The sequence below is a fragment of the Streptomyces brevispora genome, from assembly GCF_007829885.1.
GTDB lineage: Bacteria > Actinomycetota > Actinomycetes > Streptomycetales > Streptomycetaceae > Streptomyces > Streptomyces brevispora.
The window spans coordinates 2,297,613-2,315,934 of sequence record NZ_VIWW01000001.1 but is presented as its reverse complement, the minus strand read 5'-3'; the positions used below and the strand labels follow the sequence as shown (position 1 = coordinate 2,315,934).

Sequence of the window (18,322 nt, the reverse complement as noted above, 5' to 3'; positions counted from 1 at the left end):
CTCCCTCGGCGCCCCGGGCACCGAGGGCGAGATCCGGGGCCGCCCGGCGGCCGTAGGCTTGACGGGTGAGCACCACAGAGCCCGACGCCCTCCTGGGCCCCGCAGACATCCGTGAGCTGGCCGCGACGCTGGGCGTACGCCCCACCAAGCAGCGCGGTCAGAACTTCGTCATCGACGCCAACACGGTCCGGCGGATCGTGCGGACCGCGGAGGTGCGCCCGGACGACGTGGTGGTCGAGGTCGGCCCCGGTCTGGGGTCACTGACGCTGGCGCTGCTGGAGGCGGCCGACCGGGTCGTCGCCGTCGAGATCGACGACGTGCTCGCGGGCGCCCTGCCGGCCACGGTCGCCGCCCGGATGCCGCAGCGCGCGGACCGGTTCACCCTCGTCCACTCGGACGCGATGCAGGTACGGGAACTGCCGGGCCCGCCGCCGACCGCACTGGTCGCCAACCTCCCGTACAACGTCGCCGTGCCCGTACTGCTCACCATGCTCGACCGCTTCCCGAGCATCGAGCGGACCCTGGTCATGGTCCAGGCCGAGGTCGCCGACCGGCTGGCCGCGCGGCCGGGCAACAAGGTCTACGGAGTGCCGTCGGTGAAGGCCAACTGGTACACGGACGTCAAGCGCGCCGGCTCCATCGGCCGCAAGGTCTTCTGGCCCGCCCCGAACGTCGACTCCGGACTCGTGTCCCTGGTCCGCCGGGCCGAGCCCGTCGCGACCACGGCGAGCAAGGCCGAGGTCTTCGCGGTCGTCGACGCGGCCTTCGCCCAGCGCCGCAAGACGCTGCGCGCGGCCCTGTCCGGCTGGGCGGGCTCCGCGCCCGCGGCCGAGGCCGCACTGGTCGCGGCCGGGATCTCGCCGCAGGCCCGCGGCGAGGCACTGACGGTCGAGGAGTTCGCCGCCATCGCCGAGAACAAACCCGCGAGCACTGCCGGTGACCAGCCCGCCGGGAGCGCCGAGTGAGCGTCACCGTCCGGGTACCGGCCAAGGTCAACGTCCAGCTCGCGGTCGGCGCCGCGCGCCCCGACGGCTTCCACGACCTGGCCAACGTCTTCCTCGCCGTCGGCCTCTACGACGAGGTCACCGTCACCCCGGCCGACGAGCTGCGCATCACCTGCTCGGGGCCGGACGCCGCCCAGGTCCCGCTCGACGCCACCAACCTCGCGGCCCGCGCAGCCATCGCCCTGGCCGGGCGCCACGGCATCGAACCCCGGGTGCACATCCACATCGCCAAGGACATCCCCGTCGCGGGCGGGATGGCGGGCGGCAGCGCCGACGGGGCCGGTGCCCTGCTGGCCTGCGACGCGCTCTGGTCCACCGGCGCCACCCGCGACGAGCTCCTGGCCATCTGCGCGGAGCTGGGCAGCGATGTCCCGTTCAGCCTGGTCGGCGGCGCGGCCCTCGGGGTGGGACGCGGCGAGCAGCTGACCCCGGTCGAGGTCGGCGGCACGTTCCACTGGGTCTTCGCGGTCGCCGACGGCGGCCTCTCCACCCCGGCCGTGTACCGCGAGTTCGACCGGCTCACGGCGGGCACCCGGGTGCCCGAGCCCGCCGCGTCCGGCGCGCTCCTGGACGCGCTGCGGGCCGGTGACACCGCCGCCCTCGCCGACGCCCTGAGCAACGGCCTCCAGCCCGCGGCGCTGTCGCTGCGGCCCTCGCTGGCCGACACCCTGGCGGCGGGCACCACCGCGGGTGCGGCGGCCGCGCTGGTCTCCGGATCGGGACCCACCACGGCGTTCCTGGCCGAGGACGAGGCATCCGCCCGCAAGGTCGCCGATGCGCTGATGGCCTCGGGGACGTGTCGCAACGCCCGGATCGCCACCTCCCCGGCACCGGGCGCCACGATCTGCTGACCGGGGGCAGTCGCGGACATGCGTCCCTGGGCCTCGCGGACGTACGGCCCGGAGCATCACGGATGTACGTCCCTGGGCATCGCGGACGTACGGCCCGGGGCATCGCGCAAACGCCGGCCGGGTGCGCGGGCCGGGTGCGCGGATCGGGTGCGCGGACCGTGCGTGCGGGCGCGCTGACCCGCGTCAGCCGAGCCGCACGCTCCGCTTCGCCAGCTCGTACGCGGGGAGCATCCCCCGGTGCTCCTGCGAGTCCAGCCCGCCCAGGTGCACCACGACCGGTCCGTCCGGAGTGGCGACGGCGAACGCCCGTGCCGGGCGCGACTCGTCCATGATCTTGCTGTGGACGGTGTAGCCGGCCTCGACCACGGACAGCTTCCCGACCGTGGTCCGTGCGTACGTGATCTTCGAGGCGTTCTCGTCGGCCTTCACGAAGCCCTCCAGCGCCTGGCGCGGAGTGCTGCCCTTGCCGTCGCCCTGCCACACCCGCAGGAACCCGATGTGCCCCGCGGGCTTCGCGTCGATCTCGCAGACCATGGAGACCGGGCCCTGCCTGGCGAGCGCGGCGAACTCCGAGTCGGTGTCGACGGCCACGGCCTTCGCCTTCCAGTGCTTCGCCACATCGAAGGTGACGCGCAGCTCGCACCCGGAACCGGCGCCGCCGACCGCGCCGCCCTTGGCCGCGGTCCTCCCGGCGGCGCTCCCCGTCGCGGCCCCGCCGCCCGGCCTGCCGTCCGCCCCCGTGCCGTCGCCGGACCCCGACGAGCAGCCGGTCAGCGCCCCCGCGACCAGCAGTACGGGCACCAGCCCGCGAACCGTACGACCCACCATGAAGTTCCCCACCCCAGCGCCATGCGGGACCCGCCCCCGGGCCGTGATCATTTCGGGCAACGTATCGCACGCACGAGGCCCCACGAGGGTCCGTTCCTGCCCGCCCGCACGGGTGAGCGAGCGCTCGTGCGGAGCTCCGCACCGTGGCGACTACGCTGGAGGTCTGTGTTTTCCTTCGAGCTGGAGCGTAAGTGGCCGTCAACCTCGTCAATGTCGAGCAGGTCAGCAAGGTGTACGGCACCCGTGCGCTGCTCGACGGTGTGTCCCTCGGCGTGTCCGAGGGGGACCGGATCGGTGTCGTCGGTCGTAACGGGGACGGCAAGACGACCCTCATCCGGATGCTCGCCAAGCTGGAGGAGGCGGACACCGGTCGCGTCACCCACAACGGCGGGCTGCGTCTGGGTGTCCTGACCCAGCACGACTCGCTCGACCCGCGGGCGACGGTCCGCCACGAGGTCATCGGTGATCTCGCCGACCACGAGTGGGCGGGCAGCGCCAAGATCCGCGACGTGCTGACCGGGCTCTTCGGCGGCCTCGACCTGCCGGGCTTCGAGCACGGCCTGGACACCGTCATCGCCCCGCTCTCCGGCGGTGAGCGCCGCCGGATCGCGCTCGCCAAGCTGCTCATCGCCGAACAGGACCTGATCGTCCTCGACGAGCCGACCAACCACCTCGACGTCGAGGGCATCTCCTGGCTGGCCGGCCATCTGCGCGCCCGCCGCTCGGCGCTGGTCTGCGTCACCCACGACCGGTGGTTCCTCGACCAGGTCTGCACGCGCATGTGGGACGTCCAGCGCGGCACGGTCCACGAGTACGAGGGCGGCTACAGCGACTACGTCTTCGCCCGTGCCGAACGGGAACGGATCGCCGCCACCGAGGAGGGCAAGCGGCAGAACCTGATGCGCAAGGAGCTGGCCTGGCTGCGGCGCGGCGCCCCCGCCCGTACGTCCAAGCCGCGCTACCGCATCGAGGCGGCCAACGAGCTGATCGCCGACGTGCCGCCGCCCCGTGACACCAGCGCGCTGATGAGGTTCGCCAACGCCCGGCTCGGCAAGACCGTCTTCGACCTGGAGGACGTGACCGTCCAGGCCGGCCCCAAGACACTGCTCACCCACCTCACCTGGCAGCTCGGCCCCGGCGACCGGATCGGCCTGGTCGGGGTCAACGGCGCGGGCAAGACCTCGCTGCTGCGGGCGCTGGCCGTGGCGGCCCGTACCCAGGGCGAGGAGCAGCCCGCGGCCGGGAAGGTCATCGTCGGCAAGACCGTCAAGCTGGCCTACCTCTCCCAGGAGGTCGCCGAGCTCAACCCGAACCTGCGGGTGCTCGAAGCGGTGCAGCAGGTGCGCGACCGGGTCGATCTCGGCAAGGGCCGGGAGATGACCGCGGGCCAGCTCTGCGAGCAGTTCGGCTTCACGAAGGAGAAGCAGTGGACGCCGGTCGGCGATCTGTCGGGCGGTGAGCGGCGCCGGCTCCAGATCCTGCGCCTGCTGATGGACGAGCCCAACGTCCTCTTCCTCGACGAACCCACCAACGACCTCGACATCGAGACCCTGACCCAGCTGGAGGACCTGCTCGACGGCTGGCCCGGGTCGATGATCGTGATCTCCCACGACCGGTTCTTCATCGAGCGGACCACGGACCGGGTGATGGCACTGCTCGGCGACCAGTCGCTGCGCATGCTGCCGCGCGGCATCGACGAGTACCTGGAGCGCAGGCTGCAGATGGCCGGGACGGTCACCCCCGCCGCCGCGCCCGCGTCCTCCTCGCCGGCCCCCGCGGCGGCCCCGGCCGTCTCGCAGCAGGCCGCGCGTGCGGCGAAGAAGGAGCTGCAGAAGGTCGAGCGGCAGCTCGACAAGATGTCGACCCGCGAGACGACGCTGCACGCCCAGATCGCCGACAACGCCACGGACTTCGAGAAGGTGGCGAAGCTGGACGCCGAGCTGCGTGAACTGGTGGCGGAGCGCGATGTGCTGGAGATGCGCTGGCTGGAACTGGCCGAGGACGCCTGAGTGCTGAGCCGCACCCCCGTGCAACTGGCGCGGTGGGTGCGGCTGGTGTGGTCGATGGGACCTGTGGGGCCTGTGGGGCGGATGGTAGAAAGAGATCTTGCCCGGCGCGGTAGCCGACGCACCGCGCCACACCGCAGGTGACAAAGGAACAGGGGGACGGGTCGATGAGCGAGCCGCCCGGACAGCAGCCGCCGCAGGGTGAGTTCGGAGCCTCGTACGGCCCACCGCCCGAGACGTTCCCGCCCCCGGGCCAGGGCACGGCGCAGCCGTCCGGCCCGTACGGAGCGCCCGCGCAGCCCGGCCCGTACGCGCAGCCGGCGCAGCCCGGCCCGTACGCGCAGCCGGCACAACCCGGCCCGTACGCGCAGCCGGCACAGCCCGGCCCGTACGCACAGCCCGCGCCGGGTTACGGCCGGCCGCCGCAGCCCGCGCCCGGATACGGGTATCCGCCGCAGCCCGGCCCGTACGCGCAGCCGCAGCAGCCCGGTTACGGATATCCGGGGCAACTGCCGCCGCAGCCACCGCAGTCGGGCGGGCCCCGGGGCGGGGGGCGTTTCCGCGGCAGGACCGGGATGATCGTCGGCGCCGCGCTCGCGGTGGTGCTCCTGGCCGGCGCCGGTATCTGGTTCCTCTCCGACGGGGACGGCAAGGGCGGGAAGCCCACGGCCGGCCCCGGGCTCAGCTCCGGACAGCCGCACGTGTCGCCCTCGCCCTCGCCGAGCAGGTCGAAGAACGCGGACGACGACAAGCCCAGCCCCCGCGCACAGGTCGACGCCGTCAACGCCGAGCTCAAGCCGGGCGAGGCGAAGATGCTCTGGCTCCAGGAGGGCGGTGTCGACCTGCCGCAGGGCGGCGCCGACGTGTATGGCCCGTGGATCTTCGGCGACACCGTCGTCAAGGCGATGTACCACACCGTCACGGGCTACGACGTCACGGACGGCAGGCTCAAGTGGAGCCTGCGGCTGCCCACCAACGCGTGTGCGGCGCCCTCGCAGCCGACCGCCGACGGCAAGATAGTCCTGGGCGTCAAGCACACCACCTCGCGCGACTCGGAGTGCAACGCCCTGCAGATGGTCGACCTCAGGACCGGCAAGGCCGGCTGGCACAGGTCGTACGTCCGCAAGGGCCTGTGGGACGGGCTCTCCGATCTCAGGATGGCGATCAACGGCGGCACCGTGACCGTGGGGCGCACCTCCAGGACCGACGCCTTCCGGGTCAGCGACGGCAAGGTGCTGTTCGGGAAGCTCCCCGGCAACTGCCAGCCGTTCGGGTTCGCCAGTGGCGACGTCGCCCTCGCAGCGGCCAGTTGCCAGACGGCGGCGGACGACCACAAGGAACAGCTGGTACAGAAGATGGACCCGGTCACCGGCAAGGTGCTGTGGTCGTACAAGGTCAAGAAGGGCTGGGAGGTCGCGCAGATCTACTCGGCCGACCCCCCGGTGGTCTCGCTCAAGAAGCCGGACAAGTGGGCCATCCTGGTGCTCAACACCAACGGCACCTACCGGTCCCAGCTCTCCGGCGGACCGGGTGGATACATGCCCACCTGCGACAAGGACGTGCTCACCGAGGGCATGAACCTCGACAACTGCAGCGGGGTGGCCGCGGACGCCGGCACCTTCTACATGGCGACCGGGACCATTGACGCCAAGGCCGGCACCGGCAACCGGGTCGCCGCCTTCGATCTGGCCACCGGCAAGCACAAGTGGACCGTCGACTCCCCGGTCGAACAGCCCCTCCGCCCGATGCGGACGGAGGGCGGCAAGCTGCTGATGTATCTCGCGGCGTACAAGAACAAGGGGGGCGGCATCGCCTCGCTCCCGCCCACCGGCGGGAAGTGGGAGATGGTGGTGCGGCACCCGGCGGCGGGCGCCGATGTCGAGCGCGAATTCTTCGACCCGCGCGTCGTCTATGTGGACGGACGCACCTTCCTCGGGCAGACGAGGATCAGCGGCATGAACGACGACGAGATCAGGATGCGGTCGCTGGTGGCCTTCGGCAGCTGACGGCCGGGGCGTAACGGCGGCATCACGGGCCGGTTCTCCCTTGGGAACAGCGATGGACCGAACCGGGGTGCATGGTGGGGCGGGTGGTACAAAGAAGGCCCGCTCGACCGTCGTGACACTGCGGGATCCATGCCCGATTCGCTCCGTTTCGCCGGGGATTCAGGGGGTCTTGTCCGACTCCCGGAGCCCCGGCGGAATCGCGGGGGAGTCCGGAACGGGCACCGGACCGCACGAAGGGGGACGCGCTGATGACCCAGCCGCCCAGCCAGCAACCGCCGCAGGGAGGCTTCGGCGCTCCGCAGGACCCGCCGCACGGGGTACCTCAGCCGCCCCAGGGCCCGCCCGGGACGCCGCCGCCCGCGCAGCCGCCCCAGGCACCGCCCGCGCAGCCGGGCTACGGCTATCCGCAGCAGCCGGGCCAGCCGCAGCAGCCCCCGTACGGCTATCCGCAGCAGCCCGGCCCGTACGGCCAGCCGCAGCCGGGTCCGTACGGCCAGCCCCAGCAGCCGGGCCCCTACGGGCAGCCGCAGCAGCCGGGCCCGTATGCCCAGCAGCCCGGCCCGTACGGGCAGCCGCAGCAGCCCGGTTACGGCTATCCGCAGCAGCAGTACCCCGGCGCACCGGCCGCCGGTCCGACGGGTCCCGGCGGCCGTGGCCCCTTCAAGGGGAAGCCCGCGGTGATCATCGGTGCCGCGGTCGCCGCGCTCCTGGTCATAGGCACCGGCGTCTACCTGGCCGTGGGCGGCGACGACGACAAGAAGCCCGTCGCGGAGAAGAGCGGCGACGTCCAGAAGCCGTCCGTCTCGCCCTCCGTGGACGAGGGTGACGGCAGTGGCGACGGCGGCAAGGCCGACGACGACCTGAACGGCGGGCGCAAGCCCGGCGAGGCGAAGGTCCTCTGGCTCCAGAAGAACGACGTCGACCTGCCGCGCAACGGCGCCGACGTGTACGGCCCGTGGGTCATCGGCGACACCGTCGTCAAGGGCATGTACCGCACCGTCTCCGGCTACTCGGTGGCCGACGGCAAGCAGAAGTGGACGCTGAAGCTGGGCACGGACATCTGCTCCGCCCCGGCGCAGACCACCAGCGACGGCAAGATCGTCATCGGGGTCAAGAACGGCACGACGTCCAAGGCGGACTGCGCGGACCTCCAGCTGATCGACCTCAACACCGGCAAGGCGGGCTGGAAGAAGGAGATCAAGAGCAGCGGGCTCTTCGACATCATGTCGGACATCTCCCTCGCCATCAGCGGCGACACGTTGACCGTCGGCCGCACCGGCGCCTCCAACGCCTACCGGGTGAGTGACGGCAAGGCGCTGTTCGGCAAGCGGGACGGCGACTGCCAGCCGTTCTCCTTCGCGGGCGGCACCAAGCTGATCGCCGCCACCAAATGCCGTACCAACGACGAGAACGTGCAGCACGAGATCGAGGAGATCGACCCCGTCACCGGGCGGCCCAAGTGGACGTACAAGCCCGCGCGTGGCTGGGAGATCGACAGGTTCTACTCGGTGAGCCCGCTCATCGTCTCGCTGACCAAGGGCAGCGGGGACAACAAGCGGTGGAGCGTGCTCGCGCTCAAGGAGAACGGCTCGCTCCGGTCCCAGATCGTCAGTGACAAGGGCGACAAGTTCGTCACCAGCTGTGGCAGTGCCTTCGCCATCTTCAGCAGGTCCGTCGACGGCTGCGAAGGTGTCGCGGCCGACGCCAACACGCTCTACATGGCGACGCAGGACGACACCAGCGGCTCGGCCCGGACCAACAAGGTCATCGCGTTCAGCCTGACCACTGGTAGGACGAAGTGGAAGGCGAACGCCCCGGCCGGGCAGACGATGAAGCCGCTGCGGATGGAGGGCGGCAACGTGCTGCTCTACGTGGACGCCGGTTACAACAAGGGCGGCGGGATCGCCACCCTGGCGCCGACCGGTGGCACCCCGCAGATGCTGCTGCGGCACCCGGCCTCGACGTCGGCGATCGAGAGCTCCTTCTACGACGAGAAGATCGTCTACGCGGACGGCCGTTCGTTCATCGCGAGCGGGCGGGTCAGCGCCTCCAACGACGAGGCGGAGCTGGAGACGAAGACCATGATGGCCTTCGGCAAGTGACGGCTCAGCACGGCACCCGCAGGAACCCCACCGGCCGCGGACGGCGGCAGACCCGCCCGCGGCCGGTTCAGGACGACCGACCGACTCCCTTTCCCCAGAGGTACGCAACGCAATGACGCAGCCGCCCCAGCCGCCGCCCAACGATCCGCCCCAGGGCGGTTTCGGCGCACCGCAGGACCCGCCGCCCGGCGGTTTCGGCGCCCCCACACCACCGCCCGCCGACCCGTTCGGCAAGCAGCCGGCCACCCCGCCGGCCCAGCCGACCCCGCCCCCGGGCGGATACGGCTCCCCGCCGTCCGCCGGCCCGCCCCAGCAGCAGCCCGGCTACGGCTACCCGCAGCAGCCCGGTTACGGGTTCCCGCAGGGTCAGCCGCAGCAGGGCTACGGGTTCCCGCAGGGGCAGCCGCCGCAGCAGGGTTACGGATATCCGCAGCAGGGTCAGCCGCCGCAGCAGGGCTACGGGTACCCGACCACCCCGATGCAGCAGCCGTACCAGCCGCCGCAGGGCGGGAACGGGCCGAAGAAGTTCTCCACCCAGGCGCGGATCATCGTCGCCGCGGCGGTCGCCGTGGTGCTGATCGTCGGCGCCGGTGTCTGGTACTCCTCCGGCGGGGGCGACGGCGACAAGAAGAAGAACGAGGCGTCCACGTCCTCCGGCACCAACGGTGAGGGCAAGGACGGCGGCAGCGGTGGCAGCGGCGGCGGTGGCGGCGGCGAGGCCAAGGAGAAGGTCCCGGCGAACACCAAGTCCGCGGTCGCCTTCCAGCTGCCTCAGCCCAAGGTCTCGGACGTCACCATGGTCACCGGTTCCTGGCTGACCGACAAGGCGTACGTGAAGACGGGCGTCAACGAGATCGTCGGCTACGACCTGGCCAAGGGCACCAGGCTCTGGTCGCTCCCGCTGGCCGGCCAGGTGTGTGCCGCCTCCCCGCACATGAGCAAGGACTTCAAGACGGCCGTCGTCTTCGAGAACGGCAAGCGGACGGCGACGACGAAGTACCGGAACTGCACCCAGGTCGGTGCCATCGATCTCGACACCGGCAAGCTCATGTGGAGCAAGTCGGTCACCGTGAGCACCAGCAGCGATGACGCCGCCCTGTTCGACCAGATCACCCTGAGCGGCACCACGATCGCCGCGGGGGGCGACGGCGGTGCGGCGTTCGACCTGAACACCGGAGCCGAACTCTGGCGGCCGAAGGTCAGCACGGACGGCTGCTACGACGGGGGATACGCCGGCGGCGAGGCACTCGCGGTGGTCCGCAGGTGCGGTACGTACGAGGACCCGCAGCTCACCATTCAGGCCCTGAACCCCCGCACGGGAAGCCCTGTCTCCTCGTACAAGATGCCGGCCGGTCTCGGCTACGCGAACATCGTCTCCACCAAGCCGCTCGTCGTCGCCGCCGACATCGGCGACACCGCCGGTGACGGAAGCGGGATCTCGGACTTCTTCTCGATCGACGCGGCCACTGGCAAGCTCCTGGTCAGGATCCCCGCCGACGCGGACAAGTACGCGGCGAGCTGCCGTTCCACCAAGGTCGAAAGCTGCCAGCACCTCGCCATCGGCAACAACCGCCTCTACCTGCCCACCGAGGAGCACGAGGGCACCGGGGACTACGGCGACACCAACGAGATCGTCTCGTTCGACCTCGCCACCGGCAAGCCGACCAGCGACCGGGCCGATGCGGGCGAGCGCTACACGATGTTCCCGCTGCGCATGGACGGCGGCAACATCATCGCGTACAAGGAGCCCCCGTACGACAAGGGCGGCCAGGTCGTCTCCATCGACGGCAGCACCTTCAAGCAGACCGTGCTGATGGAGAACCCGAGCGACGAATCGGTCCGGGCCGCGGAGACCAGTTTCTCCGCGGAGTACGCCGAGTACCGCTACGGCAACGGCGGGCTGTACATCTCGGACACCCTGATCAACAAGCCGCGGGAGAGTTCGCTGAACGACAAGGATTACCTCGTCGTCTCCTTCCGCGCGAACTGACCTCCGGGTACAGGTGAAGGGGGGTGGAGCCGGCCGGCTCCACCCCCCTTCACTGTCGTTCCCCTCCTCGGGGCGAGGGCCCGCACAAAAAAGAAGAAAGAAGTGATCCGTAGTTGTCAGCCAACGGACCACAACAGAGCCTGTTGGCTGTGACGGTCTGTCAACTTCGTTTCAAAAAGCGCAAAGTCAGCCATCTCGACCCTTCTGGCCAACACAGCGCACACGGCCTCGGGCAAGCGTGTAACTTGCCGGGTCTAGAGGGCCGGGGGGCCTGGCGTCAGTGCTACGGGGGGTTGCTCGATGAGCGTGCGGCTGATGGTGGTCGATGACCACCGACTGCTCGCCGAGGCGCTCGCCTCGGCGCTGAAACTGCGCGGCCACCGGGTGCTCGCCGCCGCCGCGCCCGCCGCCGGAGCGGCGGACCTGGTGGTCAGCCGGGCCCCGGAGGTCTGCCTGTTCGGCACGGCGGCACCCGCCGAACCGGGCGCCTTCGACCCGATCGTGAGGATCAGGCGCGGGCGGCCGCAGATCGCCGTGGTGGTGCTCGGGCCGGTGTCGAGTCCGCTGGGGATCGCGGCCGCCTTCGCGGCCGGAGCCGCCGGCTACGTCCGTCACGACGAGCGCATCGAGGGCGTCGAGCGGGCGATCGTCAAGGCGCGGGCCGGTGAGGCCGCGGTCGCGCCGCAACTGCTCCAGAGCGCCTTCGCCGAGCTGCTCAACCCGGCGGCCCAGCCGGATGACGAGGGTCAGCGGCTGCTCCAGCTCCTCACCCCGCGCGAGGTCGAGGTCCTGGTCAGGGTCGCGGAGGGCGAGGGCACCCGGCTGATCGCGGCCGGCATGCGGATCGCGCCGAGCACCGCCCGTACCCATGTGCAGCGCGTCCTGATGAAGCTGGGCGTCGGCTCCCGGCTGGAGGCGGCGGCCCTCGCCGCCCGCACCGGCCTGCTGGACCGGGCGGCCGCCGGGACACGGCAGGGGCCGGACCGCATCGGCTGAAGGCGCCCGGTCCCTGCCGATACCCGCACTGATCACCGCACCGCACCGCACCGTTCCGGCCATAGCCGCACATCGCACTGTCCGCACGGTCCGTACTGACCGTCGCCGCACTCCGGCCTCCTGAGCCGGCCTGCCGGGGCGGCGTCCGGAGCCGCTGCGCGCACCCGCGATGGCGGGCGCCGTCACTCCTCCCGGCCGCCTCTGCGACGTCCGGTACCGCCGAAGAAACCGGCCTTCGTCCCCCGGGACTCCCCGTCACGCCACACAGTGCCGACTCATTGACGCGCCTGTTGATTTGTGGTTCATTGTGTTGGGTTATGTTTGGGAGGAGTCTGGTGAAGAAGACGGTTACGACGCTCGCCGACGGCCGGGAGCTGCTCTACTACGACAGCCGGGACGGCGTCGTCCGGGACGCCGTCGACCGGCGGCCGCTCGACGCCGTGGCGACTTCCTCCGAGATCCGCCGGGACCCCCTGCTCGGGGACAGCGTCGCCATCGCCTCGCACCGCCAGGGCCGTCCGTACCACCCGCCGGCCGACGAGTGCCCGCTCTGCCCCTCCGAGGAGGGACGGCTCAGCGAGATTCCCGACGACAACTACGACGTCGTCGTCTTCGAGAACCGCTTCCCCTCGCTCGCCGGTGACTCCGGCCGCTGCGAGGTCGTCTGCTTCACCTCCGACCACGACGCGTCGTTCGCCGCCCTCAGCGAGGAGCAGGCCGGCCTCGTGCTGGAGGCCTGGACCGACCGCACCGCCGAGTTCGCCGAGCTCGATCAGGTCAAGCAGGTGTTCTGCTTCGAGAACCGGGGCGCCGAGATCGGCGTGACGCTCGGCCACCCGCACGGGCAGATCTACGGCTACCCGTTCGTCACCCCGCGCACCGAGCTGATGCTCCGCTCGGTGGAGGAGCACCGGGTGGAGACCGGCGGCAACCTCTTCGACGACATCGTCGCCCGCGAGCTGGCCGACGGTGAGCGGATCGTGCTCCTGGGCGAGCACTGGGTGGCGTTCGTGCCGTACGCGGCCCACTGGCCGTACGAGGTCCATCTGTACCCGCGCCGCCGCGTCCGCGACCTGCGGGACCTCGATGACGCCGCGCGCACGGAGTTCGCACGGGTCTATCTGGAACTCTTGAAGCGGTTCGACCGGATATTCGGTCCCGACGAGCCGCCGACGCCGTACATCTCGGCCTGGCACCAGGCACCGTTCGGGATTCCGGGACGGGACGAGTTCGCGCTCCACCTGGAGCTCTTCACCGTCCGACGGACGCCCAGCAAGCTGAAGTTCCTCGCGGGTTCGGAATCCGGCATGAGTGTGTTCATCAACGATGTGCCGCCGGAGGCCGCGGCCGCGCGACTGCGAGAGGTAGCGAGCGAGTGAATAAGTCCCCCAAGAAGTACCTGGTGACCGGCGGCGCGGGGTACGTGGGCGGTGTGGTCGCCCAGCACCTGCTGGAGGCGGGGCACACCGTCACCGTCCTCGACGACCTCTCCACCGGCTTCCGCGAGGGCGTCCCGGTCGGGGCCGCGTTCATCGAGGGCCGCATCCAGGACGCGGCGAAGTGGCTGGACCCCACCTACGACGCGGTGCTGCACTTCGCCGCCTGCTCCCAGGTCGGCGAGTCCGTCACCGACCCGGAGAAGTACTGGGTCAACAACGTCGGCGGCTCCATCGCCCTGCTCGCCGCCATGCGCGACGCCGGGGTGCGCACCCTGGTCTTCTCCTCCACCGCCGCCACCTACGGCGAGCCGGTCTCCAGCCCCATCACGGAGACCGACCCCACCGCCCCGACCAACCCGTACGGAGCGACCAAGCTCGCCGTCGACCACATGATCACCGGCGAGGCGGCCGCCCACGGACTGGCCGCCGTCTCCTTGCGCTACTTCAACGTGGCCGGGGCGTACGGCAGTTGCGGCGAGCGGCACAGCCCCGAGTCCCATCTGATCCCGCTGGTCCTCCAGGTCGCCCTCGGGCAGCGCGAGTCGATCTCCGTCTACGGCGACGACTACCCCACCCCCGACGGCACCTGCGTCCGCGACTACATCCACGTGGCCGACCTCGCCGAGGCCCACCTCCTCGCCCTGGACGCGGCCACCGCGGGTGAGCACCTGATCTGCAACCTCGGCAACGGCAACGGCTTCTCGGTCCGCGAGGTCATCGAGACGGTCCGCGAGGTCACCGGCCACCCGGTCCCCGAGACCGCGGCCCCGCGCCGCGGCGGCGACCCGGCCGTCCTCGTCGCCTCCGCCACCACCGCCAGGAAGCGCCTCGGCTGGCAGCCGTCCCGCGCGGACCTGGCCGGAATCGTCTCCGACGCCTGGACGTTCGCCCGCCGAGAGGAGCCCACCGCACCATGACCGACAACGCTGAGCTGACCGCCGCCTTCACCGAGCTCTACGGGACCGCGCCCGAGGGGATCTGGGCCGCCCCCGGCCGGGTCAACCTGATCGGCGAGTACACCGACTTCAACGACGGCTTCGTGATGCCGCTCGCGCTGCCGCACACCGCACGGGCCGCCGTCGCGCGCCGCACCGACGGCGTGCTGCGGCTGCACTCCACCGATGTGCCGGGCGGTGTCGTCCAGCTCCGGGTCGACGAGCTGGCCCCGAACGAGGGCCACGGCTGGACCGCCTACCCGGCCGGTGTCGTCTGGGCGCTGCGCGAGGCCGGTCACCCGGTCACCGGCGCCGACATACAGCTGACCTCCACCGTCCCCACCGGCGCCGGGCTCTCCTCGTCCGCCGCCCTCGAAGTGGTCACCGGGCTGGCGCTGAACGACCTGTTCGGCCTCGGCCTCGGCGCCGCCGAGCTGGCGGTGCTGGCCCAGCGCGCGGAGAACGCGTTCGTCGGGGTCCCCTGCGGTGTCATGGACCAGATGGCGTCGGCCTGCTGCACCGAGGGCCACGCCCTGCACCTGGACACCCGCGACCTCACCCGGCGCCAGGTCCCCTTCGACCTGGCCGCCCACGGCCTCCAGCTCATCGTCGTCGACACCCGCGTCAAGCACACGCTCGGCGACGGCGCGTACGCGGAGCGGCGTGCGGCCTGCGAGGAGGGGGCCCGCGCCCTCGGCATCGGTAAGCTGCGCGAGCTTCCGTACGAGGGCCTGGGCGCCGCGCTCGACACGCTGGCCGCGGCCGGCGCGGACGAGTCCGTCGTGCGCTGCGTACGCCATGTCGTCAGCGACAACCAGCGCGTCGAGCAGGTCATCGCGCTGCTCGACGCGGGCGATGTGCGCTCGGCGGGCCCGGTCCTCACGGCGGGTCATGCCTCGCTCCGGGACGATCTGCGGGTCTCCTGCGTGGAGTTGGACCTGGTGGTGGCGACGGCGAACGCGGCCGGGGCGCTCGGCGCACGGATGACCGGCGGCGGCTTCGGCGGCTCGGCGATCGTGCTGGTGGAGGAGGCGCAGACGGACACGGTCACCAAGTCCGTGCTGGAGGCGTTCACTTCGGCGGGTTACGCGGCTCCGGGTGTCTTCCTCGCCGTCCCGTCCGCGGGCGCCCACCGGATCGTCTGAACCACCGGATCGCCTTAACCTCCGGATCGTCCGAACTGAGGGGCGTCTGGACCACAGCTCGGCTGAAGCGCGGGGCGGCTCAGCCGAGCTGCTTGGTGAGGGTGAACTCGGTGACGCCCGGCGGGTAGTTGTCGACCCGCCCCATCACCTCGTAACCCCGCTTCCGGTAGAAGTCCGGGGCCTGGAAGTCCCAGGTCTCCAGCCGGGAGCGGGTGCAGGACCGGTCCGTGCGGGCCACCCGTTCCGCCTCGGCGAGCAGTCGCGAGCCGAGGCCGCAACCGCGGTGCCGGGCGTCGACCCAGAGCAGATCCACATGGAGCCAGTGCGCCCAGGTGCGCCCGGTCAGCCCGGCGGCGACCTGCCCGTGGACGTCCAGCGCCCATACCTCCAGCGGGACTTCGTGCGCGGCGGTGCTCTCGCGCAACGCACGGATCTCCGGTGAACCTGCGGTGTTGTCCTCGCGAAGCCGCCTGCTCAGTAGCTGACGACGGTCTTTGTCCACTTCTGTCTCAAGACGGAACATGAACAACACCCTAGGACCGCCCTCGCCATCAGTTCTGCCAATAGCCTCCCGCGCCGTGCCGTCGCCCGTACGCTGATGCACAGCACCGGTGGGGGCCGGTGCTGATTCAGGGGTACGAGACAGCCGGGTGCGACACCCGGGCGGGGTGGCGGGTGGTGCACGGCGGCGGCCGGGGCACTGTGGTCCGACTCCTCGTTCCGGGTGTCGTGCCCGTGCCGGTCCGTCGCTGCTGGGGGGCGCACGCTACGGGGCGCCCCAGAACACGCACAGCATGGGGGTGTCTGTGGTCCGTATCCGGGTTCTCGTGGTCGACGACCACCGCATTTTCGCCGAGTCGCTCGCCGCGGCGCTCGCGGCCGAGCCGGACGTCGACGTGGCGGCGGCGGGCAGCGGCCCGGCCGCCCTGCGCTGTCTGGAACGCGCGGCCGCCGAGGGGCGTGGTTACGACGTGATGCTGGTCGACGCCGAGCTGGGCATCCTGGCCCCGGCGGGGGGCCACCGGGCCGCCGGTCCGGTGCCGGTGCCCGCTCCGCGCGCCGGGGGCAGCGGGCCGGGCGACGGCATCTCGCTGGTCGCCGGGGTCCGGGCGGACCGGCCGTCGGTGCGCACGGTGGTGCTCGCCGAGAAGGACGACCCACGCCGGGCCGCGCTCGCGCTCCAGGCCGGGGCCTGCGGCTGGGTCGCCAAGGACTGCTCGCTCCAGCGGCTGCTCGCGGTCATCCGGGGGGTGCTGCGCGACGAGACGCATCTGCCCGCCGCCCTGCTCACCGGGGTGCTGCGGGAGCTGCTGGCTGACCGCAAGCACCGCAGCGAGAGCGAGGAGCTCGTCGAGTCACTGACCCCGCGCGAGTGCGAGGTGCTGCGCTGCATGGTGGCGGGCCTCGGCCGCAAGGCGGTGGCGGAGCGGCTCTTCCTCTCCCCGCACACGGTGCGTACCCACATGCAGAACGTGCTGGGCAAGCTGGGTGTCCACTCGACGCTGGCGGCGGTCGCGCTGGCCAGACGGGCGGGCGTCGGACCCGCCGATCCGGTGGCGCCCCAGGAGCCCGGTCTAGCCGGGGACGTTGTCGAACGGGGCAGTCAACTGGCGTAGCAGTCCTGCCAGTTCGCCGCGCTGGTGGCGGGAGAGTTCGCCCAGGATGGCGCGCTCCTGGGCGAGCAGGCCGGCCAGTGACTGGTCGGCCTTGTCGCGGCCCTCGGCGGTGAGCCGGACCAGTACGCCGCGGCGGTCGCTGGGGTCGGGGAGCCGCTCGACGAGGTTCTTCTTGGTCAGCCGGTCGATGCGGTTGGTCATCGTGCCCGAGGTGACCAGGGTCTGGGTGAGCAGCTGGCCGGGGGAGAGCTGGTACGGATCGCCGGCGCGGCGCAGCGACGTGAGGACGTCGAACTCCCACGGCTCCAGATGGTGCTCGGCGAAGGCGATTCGGCGGGCCCGGTCGAGATGGCGGGCCAGGCGGGAGACCCGGCTGAGGACCTCGAGTGGTTCCACGTCGAGGTCGGGGCGCTCACGGCGCCATGCAGCGACCAGTCGGTCGACCTCGTCCTCCATATGGATCAGTGTAGAGGGTCCCTCGACATGAAGTCTCTTGAATTCGAGTGTCTTGACATCAAGATACTTTCTGGTCGATCCTGACTGCCATGACCGCACCCCTCTGGGATCCGCAGCAGTACCTGCGCCACGCGGACCACCGCACCCGCCCCTTCCACGATCTGCTGGCCCGCGTCCCCGCGCTCCCGGGCGGTGAGGCCCCCCGGATCGCCGACCTCGGCTGCGGAGCGGGCAACGTCACCGCGCTGCTCGCCGAGCGCTGGCCCGGGGCCCGGGTCACCGGCTACGACAACTCCCCGCAGATGCTGGAGCGGGCCCGCGCCCACGCCACCGCCCTGCTGGACTTCGCCGAGGCCGACGCCGCGACCTGGACGCCCGGGGAACCGTACGACCTCATCGTCTCCAACGCCGTGCTCCAGTGGGTGCCCCGGCACGCCGACCGCTTCCCCGACTGGCTGGACGCCCTCACCCCCGGCGGCACCTTCGCCCTCCAGGTCCCCGGCAACTTCGAGCAGCCCAGCCACGCCCTGATGCGTGAACTCGCCGAGTCCCCGCGCTGGCGCCCCCGGCTGGGCGGCCGGCTGCGCCACGCCGACGCGGTGCTGAGCCCCGCCGGCTACCTGGACCGGCTCACCGGCCCCGGCCGCACGGCGGACGTCTGGGAGACCACCTATCTGCACCTGCTGCCCGGCGGGGACGCCGTGCTCGACTGGGTGAAGGGCACCGGCCTGCGCCCCGTCCTCACCGCCCTCGCCGACGACGAGGAGGCACGGAGCGCCTTCCTCGCCGAATACCGCGACCTGCTACGCGCCGCGTACCCCGCGGGTCCGCACGGCACGGTCTTCCCGTTCCGCCGCATCTTCGCCGTCACCCACCGGGAGAAGTGATGACCGACCCGTCGGGTGACGCGGAAGTGCCCCGTCCCCGGAGATCCGGGGACGGGGCACT

The 18,322-nt window shown here is 71.7% G+C and carries 15 protein-coding genes; 12 read left to right on the top strand and 3 right to left on the bottom strand.

All coding sequences use genetic code 11. The features are described from left to right. Nucleotides 1-65: 65 nt before the first annotated feature. Nucleotides 66-965 carry a 16S rRNA (adenine(1518)-N(6)/adenine(1519)-N(6))-dimethyltransferase RsmA gene (gene rsmA / locus FHX80_RS10560; RefSeq protein ID WP_145763965.1) on the top strand — a complete coding sequence of 300 codons (900 nt, stop codon included), beginning with the start codon at nucleotides 66-68 and terminating at the stop codon, nucleotides 963-965. Continuing rightward, a complete protein-coding gene (locus FHX80_RS10555) occupies nucleotides 962-1,855 on the top strand; it encodes a 4-(cytidine 5'-diphospho)-2-C-methyl-D-erythritol kinase (RefSeq protein WP_145763964.1) in 894 nt (297 codons plus the stop codon). The genes rsmA and FHX80_RS10555 overlap by 4 nt, the downstream gene beginning before the upstream one ends. A gap of 183 nt (nucleotides 1,856-2,038) precedes the next feature. On the opposite strand, the gene FHX80_RS10550 is transcribed toward FHX80_RS10555, so the two are convergent. Further along, nucleotides 2,039-2,683 carry a lipoprotein gene (locus tag FHX80_RS10550; protein WP_145763963.1) on the bottom strand — a complete coding sequence of 215 codons (645 nt, stop codon included), beginning with the start codon at nucleotides 2,681-2,683 and terminating at the stop codon, nucleotides 2,039-2,041. Between the two features lie 191 nt (nucleotides 2,684-2,874). On the opposite strand from FHX80_RS10550, the gene FHX80_RS10545 reads away from it, so the two are divergent. The 8 genes from FHX80_RS10545 to galK all read left to right on the top strand — a co-directional run bounded on the left by FHX80_RS10545 (nucleotide 2,875) and on the right by galK (nucleotide 15,302). Continuing rightward, a complete protein-coding gene (locus FHX80_RS10545) occupies nucleotides 2,875-4,692 on the top strand; it encodes an ABC-F family ATP-binding cassette domain-containing protein (protein ID WP_145763962.1) in 1,818 nt (605 codons plus the stop codon). 164 nt (nucleotides 4,693-4,856) lie between these two features. Further along, a complete protein-coding gene (locus FHX80_RS10540; protein WP_145763961.1) occupies nucleotides 4,857-6,695 on the top strand; it encodes an outer membrane protein assembly factor BamB family protein in 1,839 nt (612 codons plus the stop codon). A 248-nt stretch (nucleotides 6,696-6,943) separates the two neighbouring features. Further along, nucleotides 6,944-8,797 (top strand): outer membrane protein assembly factor BamB family protein, encoded by a 1,854-nt coding sequence (locus FHX80_RS10535; RefSeq protein ID WP_145763960.1) that lies wholly within the window; start codon nucleotides 6,944-6,946, stop codon nucleotides 8,795-8,797. A 112-nt stretch (nucleotides 8,798-8,909) separates the two neighbouring features. Then, nucleotides 8,910-10,787 (top strand): outer membrane protein assembly factor BamB family protein, encoded by a 1,878-nt coding sequence (locus tag FHX80_RS10530; protein WP_145763959.1) that lies wholly within the window; start codon nucleotides 8,910-8,912, stop codon nucleotides 10,785-10,787. Between the two features lie 300 nt (nucleotides 10,788-11,087). Beyond that, nucleotides 11,088-11,783: a response regulator transcription factor gene (locus FHX80_RS10525; protein ID WP_145763958.1), complete on the top strand. Its 696-nt coding sequence runs from the start codon at nucleotides 11,088-11,090 to the stop codon at nucleotides 11,781-11,783. A gap of 335 nt (nucleotides 11,784-12,118) precedes the next feature. Beyond that, entirely contained in the window at nucleotides 12,119-13,162 is a 1,044-nt protein-coding gene (galT, locus tag FHX80_RS10520; protein ID WP_145763957.1) for a galactose-1-phosphate uridylyltransferase, read from the top strand. Beyond that, complete coding sequence (galE, locus tag FHX80_RS10515; protein ID WP_145763956.1) at nucleotides 13,159-14,139, top strand: UDP-glucose 4-epimerase GalE; 981 nt, start codon at nucleotides 13,159-13,161, stop codon at nucleotides 14,137-14,139. The genes galT and galE overlap by 4 nt, the downstream gene beginning before the upstream one ends. Beyond that, nucleotides 14,136-15,302: a galactokinase gene (gene galK / locus FHX80_RS10510; protein WP_145763955.1), complete on the top strand. Its 1,167-nt coding sequence runs from the start codon at nucleotides 14,136-14,138 to the stop codon at nucleotides 15,300-15,302. Before galE ends, galK begins: the two co-directional genes overlap by 4 nt. A 79-nt stretch (nucleotides 15,303-15,381) precedes the next feature. On the opposite strand, the gene FHX80_RS10505 is transcribed toward galK, so the two are convergent. Next, complete coding sequence (locus FHX80_RS10505; protein ID WP_145763954.1) at nucleotides 15,382-15,825, bottom strand: GNAT family N-acetyltransferase; 444 nt, start codon at nucleotides 15,823-15,825, stop codon at nucleotides 15,382-15,384. A gap of 271 nt (nucleotides 15,826-16,096) precedes the next feature. Here FHX80_RS10505 and FHX80_RS10500 point away from each other — a divergent pair, with 271 nt between their 5' ends. Further along, entirely contained in the window at nucleotides 16,097-16,918 is an 822-nt protein-coding gene (locus FHX80_RS10500; RefSeq protein WP_145763953.1) for a response regulator transcription factor, read from the top strand. Here FHX80_RS10500 and FHX80_RS10495 read toward each other — a convergent pair. Then, nucleotides 16,877-17,374 carry a MarR family winged helix-turn-helix transcriptional regulator gene (locus FHX80_RS10495; protein ID WP_145763952.1) on the bottom strand — a complete coding sequence of 166 codons (498 nt, stop codon included), beginning with the start codon at nucleotides 17,372-17,374 and terminating at the stop codon, nucleotides 16,877-16,879. The two genes, FHX80_RS10500 and FHX80_RS10495, sit on opposite strands and share 42 nt — an antisense overlap. Before the next feature lie 89 nt (nucleotides 17,375-17,463). Here FHX80_RS10495 and FHX80_RS10490 point away from each other — a divergent pair, with 89 nt between their 5' ends. After that, nucleotides 17,464-18,261 carry a trans-aconitate 2-methyltransferase gene (locus FHX80_RS10490; protein WP_145763951.1) on the top strand — a complete coding sequence of 266 codons (798 nt, stop codon included), beginning with the start codon at nucleotides 17,464-17,466 and terminating at the stop codon, nucleotides 18,259-18,261. Nucleotides 18,262-18,322 lie beyond the last annotated feature (61 nt).